Annotated in this window: 14 protein-coding genes and 2 tRNA genes; 10 read left to right on the top strand and 6 right to left on the bottom strand. The window is 71.8% G+C overall.

The window, feature by feature from the left end; translation table 11 throughout:
- Positions 1 to 998: 998 nt before the first annotated feature.
- From JQN72_RS03435 to JQN72_RS03455, 5 genes are all read left to right on the top strand, one after another.
- Complete coding sequence (locus tag JQN72_RS03435) at positions 999 to 1688, top strand: hypothetical protein (RefSeq protein WP_204133771.1); 690 nt, start codon at positions 999 to 1001, stop codon at positions 1686 to 1688.
- A complete protein-coding gene (locus JQN72_RS03440; protein WP_204133772.1) occupies positions 1685 to 2470 on the top strand; it encodes a nucleotidyl transferase AbiEii/AbiGii toxin family protein in 786 nt (261 codons plus the stop codon). The genes JQN72_RS03435 and JQN72_RS03440 overlap by 4 nt, the downstream gene beginning before the upstream one ends.
- Before the next feature lie 80 nt (positions 2471 to 2550).
- A complete protein-coding gene (locus JQN72_RS03445) occupies positions 2551 to 3852 on the top strand; it encodes a hypothetical protein (RefSeq protein WP_204133773.1) in 1302 nt (433 codons plus the stop codon).
- A gap of 85 nt (positions 3853 to 3937) precedes the next feature.
- Positions 3938 to 4615, top strand: a complete 678-nt coding sequence (locus tag JQN72_RS03450) for a helix-turn-helix domain-containing protein (protein WP_255541711.1) — start codon at positions 3938 to 3940, stop codon at positions 4613 to 4615.
- A gap of 50 nt (positions 4616 to 4665) precedes the next feature.
- Complete coding sequence (locus JQN72_RS03455) at positions 4666 to 5427, top strand: hypothetical protein (RefSeq protein ID WP_204133775.1); 762 nt, start codon at positions 4666 to 4668, stop codon at positions 5425 to 5427.
- Positions 5428 to 5609: 182 nt separating this feature from the next.
- Here JQN72_RS03455 and JQN72_RS03460 read toward each other — a convergent pair.
- Positions 5610 to 5682: transfer RNA gene (locus tag JQN72_RS03460), tRNA-Arg, on the bottom strand.
- Positions 5683 to 5756: 74 nt separating this feature from the next.
- The gene (locus JQN72_RS03465) at positions 5757 to 6431 is read right to left on the bottom strand and encodes a hypothetical protein (protein ID WP_204133776.1); all 675 of its coding nucleotides are present in this window, start codon (positions 6429 to 6431) and stop codon (positions 5757 to 5759) included.
- Between the two features lie 168 nt (positions 6432 to 6599).
- On the opposite strand from JQN72_RS03465, the gene JQN72_RS03470 reads away from it, so the two are divergent.
- Both JQN72_RS03470 and JQN72_RS03475 read left to right on the top strand, forming a co-directional pair.
- Positions 6600 to 7340 (top strand): response regulator transcription factor, encoded by a 741-nt coding sequence (locus tag JQN72_RS03470; RefSeq protein ID WP_304622420.1) that lies wholly within the window; start codon positions 6600 to 6602, stop codon positions 7338 to 7340.
- A gap of 5 nt (positions 7341 to 7345) precedes the next feature.
- The gene (locus JQN72_RS03475; RefSeq protein ID WP_204133777.1) at positions 7346 to 8845 is read left to right on the top strand and encodes an ATP-binding protein; all 1500 of its coding nucleotides are present in this window, start codon (positions 7346 to 7348) and stop codon (positions 8843 to 8845) included.
- A 21-nt stretch (positions 8846 to 8866) separates the two neighbouring features.
- Here the strand turns inward: JQN72_RS03475 and JQN72_RS03480 are convergent, their stop codons facing one another.
- Positions 8867 to 9358 (bottom strand): GNAT family N-acetyltransferase, encoded by a 492-nt coding sequence (locus JQN72_RS03480; RefSeq protein ID WP_307812396.1) that lies wholly within the window; start codon positions 9356 to 9358, stop codon positions 8867 to 8869.
- An 87-nt stretch (positions 9359 to 9445) separates the two neighbouring features.
- Between JQN72_RS03480 and JQN72_RS03485 the strand changes: the two genes are divergently transcribed.
- From JQN72_RS03485 to JQN72_RS03495, 3 genes are all read left to right on the top strand, one after another.
- Positions 9446 to 11518, top strand: a complete 2073-nt coding sequence (locus tag JQN72_RS03485; RefSeq protein ID WP_204133778.1) for a glycosyltransferase family 39 protein — start codon at positions 9446 to 9448, stop codon at positions 11516 to 11518.
- Positions 11515 to 12027: a GtrA family protein gene (locus JQN72_RS03490; RefSeq protein ID WP_307812398.1), complete on the top strand. Its 513-nt coding sequence runs from the start codon at positions 11515 to 11517 to the stop codon at positions 12025 to 12027. The genes JQN72_RS03485 and JQN72_RS03490 overlap by 4 nt, the downstream gene beginning before the upstream one ends.
- Before the next feature lie 71 nt (positions 12028 to 12098).
- Positions 12099 to 12188: transfer RNA gene (locus JQN72_RS03495), tRNA-Ser, on the top strand.
- Between the two features lie 201 nt (positions 12189 to 12389).
- Here the strand turns inward: JQN72_RS03495 and JQN72_RS03500 are convergent.
- From JQN72_RS03500 to JQN72_RS03510, 3 genes are all read right to left on the bottom strand, one after another.
- Complete coding sequence (locus tag JQN72_RS03500; protein ID WP_204133779.1) at positions 12390 to 13133, bottom strand: SDR family oxidoreductase; 744 nt, start codon at positions 13131 to 13133, stop codon at positions 12390 to 12392.
- Between the two features lie 97 nt (positions 13134 to 13230).
- Positions 13231 to 14046: a carbohydrate ABC transporter permease gene (locus JQN72_RS03505; protein ID WP_204133780.1), complete on the bottom strand. Its 816-nt coding sequence runs from the start codon at positions 14044 to 14046 to the stop codon at positions 13231 to 13233.
- Positions 14043 to 14975, bottom strand: coding sequence for a carbohydrate ABC transporter permease (locus tag JQN72_RS03510; RefSeq protein ID WP_204133781.1), 933 nt, complete (start codon positions 14973 to 14975; stop codon positions 14043 to 14045). Before JQN72_RS03510 ends, JQN72_RS03505 begins: the two co-directional genes overlap by 4 nt.
- Positions 14976 to 15033 lie beyond the last annotated feature (58 nt).

Here is a 15033-nt window from a genome sequence, read left to right on the forward strand (position 1 = left end):
GGACGCCACCACCGGCGAGGTCCTGCGAAAACTCACCCTCGACACCACCCACAAGTACCAACCCCAGACACCACGAAACCCCCAAACCTGACGGTTCGGGGGTTTCCGATGTCCTGAGACATCACACTGCGCGCCCGAAGGGACTCGAACCCCCAACCTTCTGACCCGTAGACCTCCGGCCAGGTGCCAGGAGCTACCCGGCACGCCACCAGCTGACACCCGCTGTGAGCGAACGTAGCAGGTCAGCACAGGTGAGATCGGCCGTGTCGTGACCGGTCCCGTCCAGTCGCGTGGTGACGTGATCGTGTCAACACGGCATGGTTTTGGAGCCGTTTCGGAGCCAGCGTGCCGGGCTCGGCTCGCAGCCGCGGGATCGCGCGAGCGCGGTCTCGCCCAGGGCCGCATCGTGCTGTCGGTCACCACGGGTGCAGGTGCGGCAGGAGCTGTTCCATCGCCTCGACGATTCTCGTGGCCTTCGGCACGGGGTCGGATGCTTCTGGGCGCCCGTCCTCTCACGTGGCACTATTAGATAAACACGCGAAAGGCAGTAAATGCTGATAACGGCTGGGGTGTGGTGGGCGCTGACCGCCGCCGGCGTCACCTTGGTGCGCGCCGATGGCAACATCATCACGCTCGGCGCCGAGGGTCACCCGGACACCGCCACCTCGTTCACTGCCATCACATCAACTCACCGCCTAGGCCCGCACGCAATCGCCGACCTGATCACCACACACACCGGCAGGTCCGAGATGCACGTGGCTGACCAGAAGCATCGGCAGTGGACCGATGACCCCCGCCCACTGCTGCTGGCCCCGGACCTCAGCGAACGATCTCTTGACCTGCTCGACAGCGCGGGCTGGTCATGGATCTCCCCTGACACCAGGTCGGGCGTCCGCGGAAACCTTCACCTGACCACTCGCACCGTCCGCATCGCGCCGCCCGTCGAGGCTGTGCCTCGACCCGCGCCCCGTGGACGCACCCCGTGGGGCACCCTCACCATGTCCAAGTACCTGCTGACCGGGCACGCCCAGACCCAGAGCGACCTGGCCGGGCACGCCGGTATCGGCCAGCCGCGCGCGTCCCAGATCCTGACCGACCTCGCCGACCGGGGCTGGGTGGCCCGCGCCCGCCACCGCCGCGTGACCTGGCAGGTGTCTCACTGGGATGCCCTGCTGGACTGGTGGCTGGCCAGCTACCCCGGCCCTGGCGGGGTCAGTAGCCACTGGCTAGGCCTCGAGGAGCCCATGGTGCAGGTCAGAGCCGCCTACGACGTCCTCGATGCCGCCTCACCCGCTGCAGAGCCCTCGCAGGAGCAGTTGCACCCGACCCTGGGCGGTGGCCTCGCCGCGGACGAGTACGCCCCGTGGGCGGTCCCGGCCCATGCCCTGCTCTACGCGCCAGTACACGCCGACCTCACCCCCGCCGGGCTCACTCCCGTGGCCGAACAGGACGCGACCCTGACCGTCACGGTCCCGCGAGACCCCGGCCTGCGGCCCGCCGGCGCGCTCGCCCGCTTCGGCCGAACCCTCGCACCCGGCACACCCCTGCCACTCACCGACCCGTTCCAGGTCCTCTGGGACCTGACCAGCGCTCGGACGGTGGACTCCGACCAAGCCGCCGGCGTACTGCGCGAGCATCTGCGGGCGGCTGCCGCCGAGGTGGCCACCCGTGAGATCCCCCAGGCATGAACCAACCGCACCACCTGCCGCTGGCCTCGACGAGCCGGGCCGGCGACGCCGCCCACCTGGCCTCCGCGGACATCGCCGAGGTGGCCCACACCCTCGGAGCCGACTACCGCCTCGTGGGCGGCAACGCCGTCACCCTCTTGACCTACGTCCACCACGTCGCCCACTCCGTCCCCGCACGCGAGACCGCCGACGCCGACCTGGGCACCCGCCCGGAGGTCATCGCCGACCCGGCACTCGCCACCGAGCTCGCCAGCCGCGGCTACGTCCGCCCCCAGGGAAAACGGTTCACCCGCACCATGCCTGCCGAGGCCGGCGACCTGCAGCTGTCCGTTGACGTCCTGGCGCCGTCAGTCACCGGCCGTCTCGAGACCAACACCTCGATAGGGGGAATGGTCGTCGACGCCATCCCTGCCCTGACACTGGCTCTGCGGATGCCCCCGACCACCGTGACAGTCGAGGCGAGACTGAGCATCGACACCGGACTCACATACACCGTCAATCTTCCGCACGTCCTGGCCCAGCTGGCCCTGAAGGCCCACGCTTTCGCCGGCCGCAAAACCCAACGTGACGCCATCGACATCTGGCGGCTCGCCGAGGCCGCCCGAGAAGCCGGCTACGGCCCCACCGCCTGGCTGGCGGGTGCGACGACACGCGACACCCACAGACTGCTGCGACAGCACTTCACGACCCCGACCGGTGCAGGCATCAACGCGCTCCGGATGACCACAGGCGATGCCGCGCGCGTTCGCCTCCTCGTCACGCGACTACTGCCTCCCCGCTAGGACGTGCTACTCGGCGCTGGGCTCGAACACGACGTCGACCCATACCGGTGCACGAGGGGCGCCGCCTACGATCCATGCACATGTCGCTGAGTCGTGAGCTGGATGTCGCCACCTGCCGGGAGCTGGCTCGGGCGGTGGAGGCGTTCGGGGAGGCGCTCGAGGCGTGGCTGGAGCTGTTCGATGACCGCCCCGACCTGCGCTTGACCGGCCGGCGGCCCACGGTCCGCCCCCGCGCCGACGCCGACCCCGACGAGATCGAGCGCCGGGCCGCCGCCGTACGCGACTACCAGGACGCCGCCGCGGTCGCGATCGACGTGGCCGGCACGCACTTGCCGGCCGGGGTCAACCTCGCCCGGGAGTGGGCCGGCATGGCCGCTAAAGGGGCCAAGGTCAACCCCGACGCCGCACGCTACACACCCCGGTCGACACGCCGCGTCCTGGAGTTCCTCGTCGAGCGCTTCGAACGCCACGGCGGCGCCGTGCCCCTGCTGCCCGTGCCCGACCCGACCGTCCTGCACCGCCACGTCTGGTGGAGCCCCGTCGTCAACGACTGGCTCCAGGACAAGTACACCTCCATCCCCAACGAGATCCCGCTAGGAGCCGTCGGGGCATGGGGCCAGCGGCTGGACCACCCCGCGCGGCGAGGCGCCGACACGCTCTGGCAGGTCCTGCTCTCCCCCGACCCACCCGCCGAACGCCAACCCCGCCTGCGCATCCCCGACACCGGCGACCCCGAGACCACCGCCACCCGCCAAGCCGCCCTGCTGCACGCCCTCGACGCCATGCAGCGCCTCGGCCGCACCTACCACGACGCCCCCACCCCCATCGGCCCCGAGCAGGTCGCCGGCTGGCTGCACACCTGGACCCACCTGCTCACCCTCCTGGACCAGTGCACCATCCTGCCCGCCACCCCCGAACCCGACACCCCCACACCGCCACCCCCCGCGCCCCCCACCGACACCACCCCCGCAGCCCCCGGCGCCATCACCGTCGACGACACCGTCTTCGCCCCCATCCCCCACCCCGACTACCCCGAGATCCACCTCAGCGCCCACGAGACCGTCCGGGTCACCACCACCGCCCCCGACGAACACCTCGCCCACGCCCTCGCCACCGCCGCCGCCCGCCTCTGCCTCGTCGACTCCGAAGGCACCGAACACCCCGACCTCGACACCATGAACAACGAGGCCAGCCACCTGCACACCCCCTCCTGGGCCCAGGTCCTCACCGACACCGACGGCCACCCCTTCCTCTACGTCGACTGCCAAAGCGCCATCCCCGAACCCATGGGCGCCACCATGCGACGCATCCTCACCGACGAGCTCGCACGCACCATCCCCGACGGCCACGCCCACCCCCTCGACCACGACCCCAACCCCTGAGCACCCACCCGCGCCATGGCATCGACGGCCGGGTCGGCGAGCAGGCGATCTTTACAGATTCAGCGCGGAATGGAACATTATCTGTATGGCCGTGGAGGGACTGCTGGTCAGCACATCCGACGCTGCGCGCGCGCTTGGTGTGACGGTCCAGCACGTCCGCAGGCTCGCAAACTCCGGTGAGCTGACACGTGTGGCCCGCGGCCTCATCGACCGCGACTCCCTCGAGCGCTACCTCGCCGAGCGCCACGGCGGGCGGACCCGGGTCTGGGCCGAGCACACGGCGTGGGGAGCCATCGCGATGCTGTCCGGGAGACCTGTGGACTGGCTCGGCACCACCCAGGCCTCGCGGCTGCGGGCATCCCTGCATGCGCTGACCGGCCCGGCCGACCTGATCACCCAGACCCGCAACCGCGCGAGCACCCGCACCTACCAGGGCCATCCCTCGGCCCTGAGGCGGCTGCTCGACGACCTCGTGACCACCGACGCCTCCGCTCTGGGGCTCGTGGGTACTCGGACGGACTCCGTGGACGGCTACCTGGACGTCGACAGGGTCGACTCCACCGTGAGCTTCTTCGGGCTGCGGTCAGACCTCTCCGGCAACGTCACGATCCGGACGACCGGCTTCGACCTCGATGTCGTCCGCGATCTCGCCGACCACGGGGTCGTGCTCGCTGCCCTCGACGCCGCGACGTCCCGTGACCCTCGCGAGCGGGGCGTCGGCGAACGAGCTTTGACCCAGTCACTCGACCGGTTCAGGCGATGACAGCATCGGCCGCTGACGGACCCCGCGGGCGCCCCCGAGCAACGGTCGAGGTGGCCTCCGCTCCGGGGGGCTGGCCGCCGCCGTGGCCGAACGTCGCCGAGCTGGCCGCGGCCCTGCCCGCCGATCGGTGGACCCTTGTCGGCGGTCTCATGACCCAGCTGCACACCGTCCACCACGGGCTCGGAGTGGTACGACCGACGAACGACGTCGACATCGTGCTCCACATCGAAACCCGCCGCGGCGTCCCCGGCGCCACCGCGACCGTACTCGAGAGCTTGGGCTACCGAATGCGCGATTCCGTCGACCCCCGGGACAACACCGCCCACCGGTTCGTCCGGGGCACCAGCACGGTCGACCTGGTAGCCGACCGGACCGACGAGGACGTCGTCGACGTCCTCATGTCCGACCATCCAGCTCCGCACGTCGTGGAACGGCTCCGCGGTCGCGACATGGTCCGCATCGAGGGAGGCACCCAGGCCCTGCGGCGAACCATGAACGCCGTTCTCGAGATCACCACCGAGGAGCGAACGACCGTCTCCGTGCCCAGCCCGTTCGGAGCACTCATCCTCAAGGCCGCCGCGCACACCACCGACGGTCGCGACCGTGACCGTCATCTCTTCGACGCCGTCTCACTCCTCGCCTGCATCGACGACCCGTTCGTCGAACGCGATGACCTCCACGGATCCGACCGGCGACGCCTGGCGAAACTGCGCAAGGCCATCCCCGACGATCACCCCGCGTGGCGGCAGCTTCCTCCGGACCATCGGGCAAACGCCGAGACCGCTCTACACATCCTCACGTCCGACATGTGACCTCCTGCCGCGGGAACCGACCCAGCCACGTCCCCGCCCCTACGGAACGGTGAGACGTGACCGACGGAGGCGGGAGGCCCGAGAATGACGCGCCCTACAGGCCCGGTCCACGAGCCGGAGACGACGACGCCCCCGACCGCGTCGCCGCTGGTCGGGGGCTCATCGTCTGTCTCAACACAGTGCGCGCCCGAAGGGATTCGAACCCCTAACCTTCTGATCCGTAGTCAGATGCTCTATCCGTTGAGCTACGGGCGCCCGCTGCGCTCGCGCGCAACGACTGTGCAGACTACCGGAGCCGGGAGCGTCCCGAGAAATCGGCGCGGGGCGCCTCAGATGCTGCGGCCGCTCTGCCCGGCGTCGCCGTCGTTGGCATCCGACGGGTCCGACGAGCCCGGCCCGCGCCGGTCGTCCTGCGGAGGCCCAACGCGACCGCCGAACCTCTGGTCACCGAACCCGCGGTCCCCGCCCCGGTCACCGCCGTCGCGGTCACCGAAGCCCTGGTCACGGCCACCGCTCCGGTCGCCGAGGTCCCGACCAGAGGGCTGCCCCTGCCCGCCACCCGGCAGCTGCCCGGGAGCCCCGCGACCTCCACGGTCCCAGCCCCCACCGTCGGACCTGGCCACGGCCGCCGTCGCGCCGAGCGCACCCAGCGCACCGACCAGGAGGGCGACGACCATCGCGACGGCCGTCCGCGTCGCGGACCACTGGCCCGGTGCGGACCATCCGGACCAGGGACGCCGCCACCACCGGTCCCCACCACCCGAGCCCCCCGCCGGTGCCGTCGGCGCCACCACCGGCGACGGCGCGGCGGGATGGTGCTCGCCGGCGGGCCCCACGGGTGCCGCATGGGACGCCGCAGCCCAAGCAGGAGCCTCCGGCGGCGCAGGAGCCGGCTCGGAGGACGGCGGCGTACCGGGCAGCACGGACGTGTCGTCCGTCGCCGGGAACTCCGTCGTCGCGTCGGGCGTCTCGGACGGCGTGGTCTCGTCGGGGCGCTCGGCCATGGATCCATCGCTCTCTGGTCGCGGGAGGTGCTCGCCGCATGGTCTCCCCCCAGCCTGTGGCGGACCTGTGCCCCACCCAGCCCCCGGCTGGCAGATCCGCGCCCGGCACACAGGAAGAACACAGCCCGTCCATGGACATGCCCCAGTGGGTCCACACACACTGGTCCCATGCCCACCCGCCAGCAGTCCTCCCCCGCCCCGGCCCTGACCCGTCCCGACGGCAGCCCGGTCCGCGTCCTCGTCGTCGACGACGAGCCCAACCTCACCGAGCTCCTGTCCATGGCGCTGCGCTACGAGGGCTGGGAGGTCCGCACCGCCGCGTCGGGCCTCCAGGCGGTCCGGGCCGCGAAGGAGTTCGGCCCGGACGCCGTGGTGCTCGACATGATGCTGCCCGACTTCGACGGGATGGAGGTGCTCCGGCGGATGCGGGGCGAGGACCCACACGTCCCGGTCCTGTTCCTCACCGCGAAGGACGCCGTCGAGGACCGCGTCGCCGGGCTCACGGCCGGCGGTGACGACTACGTGACGAAGCCGTTCAGCCTCGAGGAGGTCGTGGCCCGCCTGCGCGCCCTCATGCGGCGCACCGCCGTCGCGGCGGACGACGGCAGCGCCCTGCTCGTCGTCGGCGACCTCACGATGGACGAGGACAGCCACGAGGTGACCCGGGGCGGCACCGAGATCCAGCTGACCGCCACCGAGTTCGAGCTGCTGCGCTACCTCATGCGCAACCCGAAGCGGGTGCTCTCCAAGGCACAGATCCTGGACCGTGTCTGGAACTACGACTTCGGCGGACAGGCCAACGTCGTCGAGCTCTACATCTCGTACCTGCGCAAGAAGATCGACGCCGGCCGGACGCCGATGATCCACACGATGCGCGGCGTCGGGTACGTCCTCAAGCCGGCCGACTGACGGCGATGAGCACCATCCCCCACATCCGGGGGGCATCCCGGTCCCTCTCCCGCTGGACGCTGCGCACCAAGCTGCTCGCCGCCGTCCTCGCACTGTTCACCGTCGTCATGCTCGTGACGAGCGCGCTCACCGTCCTCGAGACCCGCCGCTACCTCTACGGCCAGCTCTCCGAGGACCTGCGCAGCGCCGTGACCCGGGTCGGCGAACGGGGCGGATACGACCTCGACGGCGACGGTCGGGTCCCCCGCGGCGAGGGCCGGGCGGGCGCTCCCGGCGGCGACACCGTGCTCGTCCTGGGGATCGGGCCGGACGGCCAGGTCGTGGACACCCCCTCAGGACGCCAGGTCAACAGCGTGGTCCTCAAGGACGGCCAGGACGGCATGCTGGACGCCGACGACGTGGCACGCGTGACCGACGAGGTCGAAGGGCGCGAACCGGTCGTGGTGCAGCTGGGGGGCGACGTCGGGGAGTACCTCGTCACCGCCCGCCCCGTCCCGGACGGCGGGAGGTACATCGTCGGGGTCTCCACCGAGCCCGTGCAGGACCTCCTCGAGAAGCTCCTCGCCCTCGTCGTCGCAGGGACCGCCATCGGCCTCGTCCTCGTCGGCGCGGGCGGGGCCGTCGTCATCCGCCGCAGCCTCGCCCCCCTCGACCGGGTGGCGGCCACCGCCCGCCAGGTCTCCGCACTCAAGCTCGACTCCGGCGACGTCTCGCTCGCCGTGCGCGTCCCCGAGGCGGACGTCGACGACCGTACCGAGGTCGGCCAGGTCGGTCTCGCCCTCAACACGATGCTCGACGACGTCGAGAAGGCCCTCCGGGCTCGCCAGGAGAGCGAGACCCGGGTGCGGCGCTTCGTCGCCGACGCCTCGCACGAGCTGCGCACGCCGCTCGCGTCGATCCGGGGCTACGCCGAGCTGACCCGGCGCGAGCAGGACCCCGTCCCCGGCACCGTCACCCACGCCATCGGCCGCGTCGAGTCCGAGGCGCTGCGGATGCAGGAGCTCGTCGAGGACCTCCTGCTGCTCGCCCGCCTGGACTCCGGGCGGCCGCTCGAGCGCGAGCCGGTCGACCTCTCGCTGCTCGCGATGAACGCCGTGAGCGACGCCCACGCCGCCTCACCGGACCACGCGTGGGAGCTCGACCTGCCCGACGAGCCCGTCGAGGTCACCGGGGACGGCGCGCGGCTCCACCAGATCCTCGCCAACCTCCTCGCCAACGCCCGCACCCACACCCCGGCCGGCACGCGGGTCGTCACGAAGGTGCGGCCCGAAGGGTCGATGGTGCGGATGTCGGTGACCGACGACGGCCCGGGCGTGCCGGTAGAGCTGCAGCCGACGGTCTTCGAGCGGTTCACCCGCGGGGACGACTCCCGCAGCCGCGCGAACGGGTCGACCGGGCTCGGGCTGTCGATCGTCGCGGCGGTGGGGCAGGCGCACGGGGGACGCGTCGAGGTGTCCTCCCACCCCGGCGACACCACCTTCTCGGTACTCCTGCCCACCACCTGACACCGGGCGGCACCGGCGCGGTCAGAGGTCCAGCCGGTAGGCGACGAGGTCGACGTCCGGCTGCGGCGACCAGTCACGCTCCGGTGTGCGGGCGAAGCCCATCCGCGCGTACAGCCGGTGCGCCGCCACCATCCACGTCCCGCTCGAGAGCGCCAGGGCGGAGCAGCCGGCGTCGCGGGCCCGACGGACGCACTCGTCGGCGAGCAGCTGCCCCACCCCGGCCCCGCGAGCCTCGGGCAGCACCGCCAACATCCGCACCTCGGCCTCGTCGTCCCGGCCCAGCTCCGCGAACGGCGTCCCCGGAGGCACGAAGGTGGCGGTGCCGACCAGTCGGCCGTCGCCGGCGGTCGCCACGAGCAGGACAGCGTCCCGCGCCCGCCCGGCGGCGTCGAGCAGCGTTGCGGCGTAAGGGTGCTCGGGGGTGACGTGGCCGTCAGCCGCGTACGCCACGAAGGTCATCCGCCCGACGGCGCCGCACTCGTCGGGGTGGGCGGGGCGGACGGTCACGGGCACCTCCGCATCATCCCAGGGAGCGCACTCTGGCGGCGACGACAGGCCGGCCACAGGTGGGTCACAGGCGACCGGCGGAGCGTTGCACCCATGACGACCGCGACCCTGCCACCGAGCACGTCCGACGCCGCGTCCGGCCCTCCGTCCCCGGGCGCCCCGAGCACTACCCGTCCGCGCGGAGCCGCCAGGATCCGCCGAGCCGTGCGCGGGCCGGAGACCGACCCGGCGTGGGCCCGACCCGCGTTCCTCGCGCTGCTCGCCCTCACGGCGGCCGCGTACCTCGTCAACCTCACGGCGAGCGGATGGGCGAACAGCTTCTACTCGGCCGCGGTCCAGGCCGGCGCCACCTCGTGGGAAGCCTTCTTCTACGGGAGCCTCGACGCCGGCAACGCGATCACCGTCGACAAGCCCCCTGCCTCCCTGTGGGCCATGGCGCTGTCGGTCCGGCTCCTCGGGCTCAGCTCGTTCGCGATCCTGCTGCCACAGGTGCTCATGGGCGTCGCGACGGTCGGCGTCGTGCATGCCTCGGTGCGGCGCTGGTTCGGCCACGGCGCGGCCCTGCTCGCCGGGGGCGCGCTCGCCCTCACCCCCGTCGCGGTCCTCATGTTCCGGTTCAACAACCCGGACGCCCTCCTGACCCTGCTCATGGCCCTGGCGGTGTGGGCAACGCTGCGGGCGGTGGAGGCCGGCTCGGTCCGCTGGATCGCGCTCGCCGGTGTCTTCGTCGGCTTCGGCTTCCTCACCAAGACCCTGCAGGTGCTGCTCGTCGTCCCCGCGGTGGCCCTCGTCTGGATCTTCGCCGCGGACACCTCACTGCGGCGCCGGCTGCTCGGCGGGCTGGCGTCCGGCGGCGCGTTCCTGGCGTCCGCCGGATGGTGGGTCGCGGTCGTCGAGCTCGTGCCCACGTCGATGCGCCCGTACGTCGGCGGCAGCCAGAACGACTCGTTCCTCGAGCTGACCTTCGGCTACAACGGCCTCGGCCGGCTCGACGGCACCGAGGTCGGGCGGGTCGGTGGCGGTGGCGGCGGCGGGTTCTCCGAGGGCGCGGGCCTCTGGCGGATGTTCGGCTCGGCCGTGGGCGGCCAGGTGTCGTGGCTGCTCCCGGCGGCGCTGCTCCTCCTCGTCGCCGGGCTCGCGATGCGCGGGCGTGCGCCGCGAACCGACCTGCGTCGCGCGGCCTACCTCGCGATGGGCGCCTGGATGCTCGTCACCGCGCTCGTCTTCTCCTTCATGGAGGGGATCTTCCACGAGTACTACGTCGTGGCGCTGGCCCCGCCGGTCGCCGCGCTCGTCGGGATGGGCGCCGGCGAGGCGTGGGAGCGGCGACGCGACCCGGTCGGCGCGCTCGTCCTCTCCGCCGCGACGGCCGCGACCGCCGTGTGGGCCTTCGTCCTGCTGTCCCGGACGACCGCGTACGGCGACTGGCTGAGGACCGGGACGCTCATGCTCGGGCTCGCCGCCACGCTCCTCTTCCTCGTCCTCGGCCGGCTGCACCGCCGAGCCGTCGCGGTGGTCGGTGCCGCGGCCGTCGTCGCCGGACTGGCGGGGCCGGCCGCGTACGCCTCGTCCACGCTCGCCACCGGCCACAGCGGCTCGATCGTCACGGCCGGCCCGTCGACCCGTGGCGGTGGTGGACCCGGCGGAGGCGGCCGAGGCGGCTTCACCGGTGGCCGTCCGGGCACCACGACCGGTGGTGGCCCGGCCACCACCAACGGCGGTCGGCCGGCGAACGGCGGCGGTCCGGCGAACGGCGGCGGTCCGGCCACCGGCGGCGGAGGCGGGATGAACGGGCTGCTCGACGCGACCACGCCCGACGCCGACGTGGTCGCCGCGCTCAGCGCCGACGCCGAGCGGTACACGTGGGTCGCGGCGGCCGTCGGGTCGCAGAACGCGGCCGGCCTCCAGCTCGGGACGCGGCTTCCCGTCATGGCCATCGGCGGGTTCAACGGCTCCGACCCGTCACCGACGCTCGAGGAGTTCCAGCAGTACGTCGCCGACGGCGAGATCCACTACCTCGTCGCCGGCGGCGGCTTCCGTGGCCAGCAGGGCGGCTCGAACGTCGCGAACGAGATCGCCACCTGGGCAGCCGCGGGCTACGAGCAGGTGACGATCGGCGGACAGACGTTTTACGACCTCACCCGTCCGACGGGAACCGGGGCGTGAGCACCGTGGCGGAGCGGACGGCACGCCCGACGGACACCGCCCGGCCCAGGCGGCACGTCCTCGCCCAGCTCACCTGGTTCGCCGTCATCGGGGTGGCGAGCACCGCCCTCCATCTCGGAGGCTTCGTCCTCCTCCGGCTCGTCGCCCCGAGCCAGGTCGCCAACGCCGTGGCGCTGCTCACGGCCGCGGTCCTCAACACCTGGGCCAACCGGCGGTGGACCTTCGGGGTACGGGGCCGGGCGGACGCCGGCCGACACCAGGTGCAGGGCCTGCTCGTCTTCGGGCTGACCCTGGCGATGAGCTCGGGCGGGCTCGCGGCGCTCGGAGCCGTGGCACCGGACGCACCGCGCTGGCTGGAGACGGCCGTCGTCGCGGTGACCACCGCAGCGGCCACGGCCGTGAAGTTCGCCGCGATGCGGTGGTGGGTGTTCGTGCCCCGGCAGGGGGCGCCGGAGCATCGCGACCGGCGTGACTGCGTCACTCCGGAGGCACGCTCCGCGCGTCGGTAGACGCGCCGGTTCGCACCGCTCGGGGCCGCTTTGCCCGGCGACCACCCCGGCGGATACCCTGTGCAGGCGTTGGAGGCGTCGCCTAGTCCGGTCTATGGCGCCGCACTGCTAATGCGGTTTGGGCTAACCGCCCATCGAGGGTTCAAATCCCTCCGCCTCCGCCGACCAGGAACCCCCGGGCGCTCGCGACCGGGGGTTCCTGTCTGCGCGTGGCTCCCTCCGCCTCCGCCCTCGAGAATCCCCCGGGACACAGCCGCCCGGGGGATTCTCCGTCCTCCGAAACCCGGGACGGGCGAAGTGGGAGCCCCCGAGGGCCCAGTCACCCGGGGGCTCCCACGTCTGGGGGAGCGATGCGTGTGCCGTCAGTGCTTCTCGGACAGGCTCCACATCGTCCACAGCTCGGTCCGCATCCGTCGCGGCTGGCCCAGGGTGTGCAGCACGGCTCCGGCGACGTCCGCGGGGTCCATGAACGGGCCCGACCACGGGTCACCGTCACCGAACCGCCCGTCCGCCGCTGCGAACGGGGTGTTGACCCCGGCGGGCGCGATGACGGTGGTCCGGATGCCCTCGTCGCGCAGCTCGCGGTCGAGGGCATAGCCGAGGTTGACCTGCGCGGCCTTCGAGGCCGCGTACACGGCCTCCTGGCCACCGCCGATGAGCAGCCCGGCCACCGAGCCGAGGATGACGACGTCGCCGCCGTCCCCCTGTGCCCGGTACTGCCGCACCGCTGCCCGGACGAGCCAGACGGTGCCCTTGACGTTGACGTCGACCATGAGGTCGATGTCGTCGGCCGTGTAGTCGAGGATGCCGCCGTAGAACCCGACACCGGCGTTCGCCACGACGGAGTCGACCCGCCCGAAGGCCTCGACCCCGGCCGCCACGAGCGCGTCGGCCGTCGCCTCCTGCCGGATGTCCCCACCGACGGCGACCACCCGGTCGGGGCCGTGCCCCTCGACGAGGGGGCGCACGGCGTCCTCCCGCAGGTCACCGGCGACGACCCGGGCCCCGGCTTCGAGGGCCAGCCGCACGGTGGCGCCACCGATCCCGCCTCCGGCACCGGTGACGACGACGACGGTGTCGGTCAGGCTGCGTGCCGGTGCCGGCATCGCCGACCTCCTCGAACGGACGGAGGGGACATGAGGACGGGAAGTGGGGGGACCGCCCGGCCACCAGTTCAGCAGTGGTGGTGGCCGGACGTGTCCGTCACTTGATGGCGCCCATCGAGAGACCACGGACGAGCTGCTTCTGCGCGACCCACCCGGCGATGATCACCGGCAGTGCGGCGATGGTCGCAGCCGCCGACAGGACCGCGAGGAACTGGCCGCGACCGTCGACGAAGCTGCCGAGGAACGGCGGCGTCGTGCGGGCTGCCGAGCTCGTGAGGTTGAGCGACAGGAAGTACTCGTTCCAGGCGAAGATGAAGCTGATCAGCGCTGCGGCGGCGATCCCCGGCAGGACGAGCGGCAGGACGATCCGCACGATCTCGCGGTAGAGCCCGGCGCCGTCGACGCGTGCCGCCTCGACGATCTCGAAGGGCACCTCGAGGAAGAACGAGCGCATCATCCACACCGTCACCGGCAGGTTCATCGCCGCGTACACGAGCGACAGCATGTAGATGTTGTCGAGGAGGTCCAGCTCCTTGAGGATCATGAAGAGCGGCAGGACGATCGCCGCCAGCGGCATGAACCGGGTGGAGATGAAGAAGGTCAGCGCACCCTCGACGTTCTTGACCCGCCGGATCGACAGCGCGTACGCCGCCGGGATGGCCAGGAGGACGGCGATGACGGTCGCCGTCGTCGCCGCCGTGAGCGAGTTCATCAGGTAGCCCTGCATGCCGCGGTCGAACGCGGACCGGAACCCCTCGGTGACCGGCTCGAAGAAGAACGACGGGTCCACCGACGACGCCACCGACTCCTTCTTGAACCCGTTGAGGAACATCCAGAAGACCGGGAAGAAGAAGACGAGGACGAGGAACCACGTGAAGACGGTGAGCAACGTGCCCTTGGTCTTGGTGCTCATCGGCTGCCTCCTGCCATGAAGACCTTGAAGAGGGTGCGGAGCGCGATCGTCGCGACGATCAGCGTGAGGACGACGGTGACGACGCCGTACGCCGCCGCCTGGCCGATGTCGAGGCCGATGAACGCCCGCTCGTAGAGCAGGTACGCCAGGGTCTTGGTCCCGCCGGTCCCCTTGGTGAGGATGGCGATCGGGTCGAAGACCTGGATGATGATGACCGAGCCGAGCAGCACACCGATCTCGATGTACATCCGCATGTGCGGCAGCGTGATCCAGGTGAAGGTGCGCCAGGTGCCGGCGCCGTCGACCTGCGCGGCCTCGAGGATCCCCTTGTCCTGCCCCTGCAGGCCCGCCAGCAGGATGAGCATCATGAAGGGCGTGAACTGCCAGGTCAGCACGATGATGACGGTCGCGAGCGGGTGGTTGGTCCCCCAGGAGACGATGGGAAGGCCGAGCGAGCGGCTGAGCCAGTTGAGCATGCCGATGTTCGTGTCGAACATCGAGTACTTCCAGATGAGCGCCGCGGCCGCCGGCATGATGAGGAAGGGGGTGATCATCAGGGTCCGCGCGATGGCGCGGCCGGGGAACGCCCGGTCGAGCAGGAGCGCGAAGATCATCCCGAAGATCACCGACAGGACCACCGACGAGGCGGTGATGACGACCGTCGCGACGATCGACGGCCCGAGGTCGCCCGAGGACAGGGCCGAGGAGTAGTTGTCGAAACCGCTGAAGCCCCGGTCGTTCGGGTAGAGCAGGTTCCACCGGACCAGCGAGAACCCGATGGTCACGAGGAAGGGCACCTGCGTCAGCAGGATGAGGAAGATGACCGCCGGGGCGGCGAGCCTCCTGGCGGTGCTGAGGTCGGACTTCTTGGCGCGCCGTGGTTCGGTGGCTGTGTCGGCCTGCACCGTGTCGACGTCGGTCATGGACATCTGAAGCACTCCCTTGTGCGAGCGGAGGGATGGGAGAACGATCCGGCGCGGGTGCCGG

Source organism: Phycicoccus sp. CSK15P-2 (assembly GCF_016888005.1).
GTDB lineage: Bacteria > Actinomycetota > Actinomycetes > Actinomycetales > Dermatophilaceae > Phycicoccus.

What these genes read in the sequence shown, in the direction of transcription:
- JQN72_RS03435 (WP_204133771.1), top strand. Translation starts at nt 999, where the DNA reads ATGTCCAAGTACCTGCTGACCGGGCACGCCCAGACCCAGAGCGACCTG.
- JQN72_RS03440 (WP_204133772.1), top strand. Translation starts at nt 1,685, where the DNA reads ATGAACCAACCGCACCACCTGCCGCTGGCCTCGACGAGCCGGGCCGGC.
- JQN72_RS03445 (WP_204133773.1), top strand. Translation starts at nt 2,551, where the DNA reads ATGTCGCTGAGTCGTGAGCTGGATGTCGCCACCTGCCGGGAGCTGGCT.
- JQN72_RS03450 (WP_255541711.1), top strand. Translation starts at nt 3,938, where the DNA reads ATGGCCGTGGAGGGACTGCTGGTCAGCACATCCGACGCTGCGCGCGCG.
- JQN72_RS03465 (WP_204133776.1), bottom strand. Translation starts at nt 6,431, where the DNA reads ATGGCCGAGCGCCCCGACGAGACCACGCCGTCCGAGACGCCCGACGCG.
- JQN72_RS03470 (WP_304622420.1), top strand. Translation starts at nt 6,600, where the DNA reads ATGCCCACCCGCCAGCAGTCCTCCCCCGCCCCGGCCCTGACCCGTCCC.
- JQN72_RS03475 (WP_204133777.1), top strand. Translation starts at nt 7,346, where the DNA reads ATGAGCACCATCCCCCACATCCGGGGGGCATCCCGGTCCCTCTCCCGC.
- JQN72_RS03485 (WP_204133778.1), top strand. Translation starts at nt 9,446, where the DNA reads ATGACGACCGCGACCCTGCCACCGAGCACGTCCGACGCCGCGTCCGGC.
- JQN72_RS03500 (WP_204133779.1), bottom strand. Translation starts at nt 13,133, where the DNA reads ATGCCGGCACCGGCACGCAGCCTGACCGACACCGTCGTCGTCGTCACC.
- JQN72_RS03505 (WP_204133780.1), bottom strand. Translation starts at nt 14,046, where the DNA reads ATGAGCACCAAGACCAAGGGCACGTTGCTCACCGTCTTCACGTGGTTC.
- JQN72_RS03510 (WP_204133781.1), bottom strand. Translation starts at nt 14,975, where the DNA reads ATGTCCATGACCGACGTCGACACGGTGCAGGCCGACACAGCCACCGAA.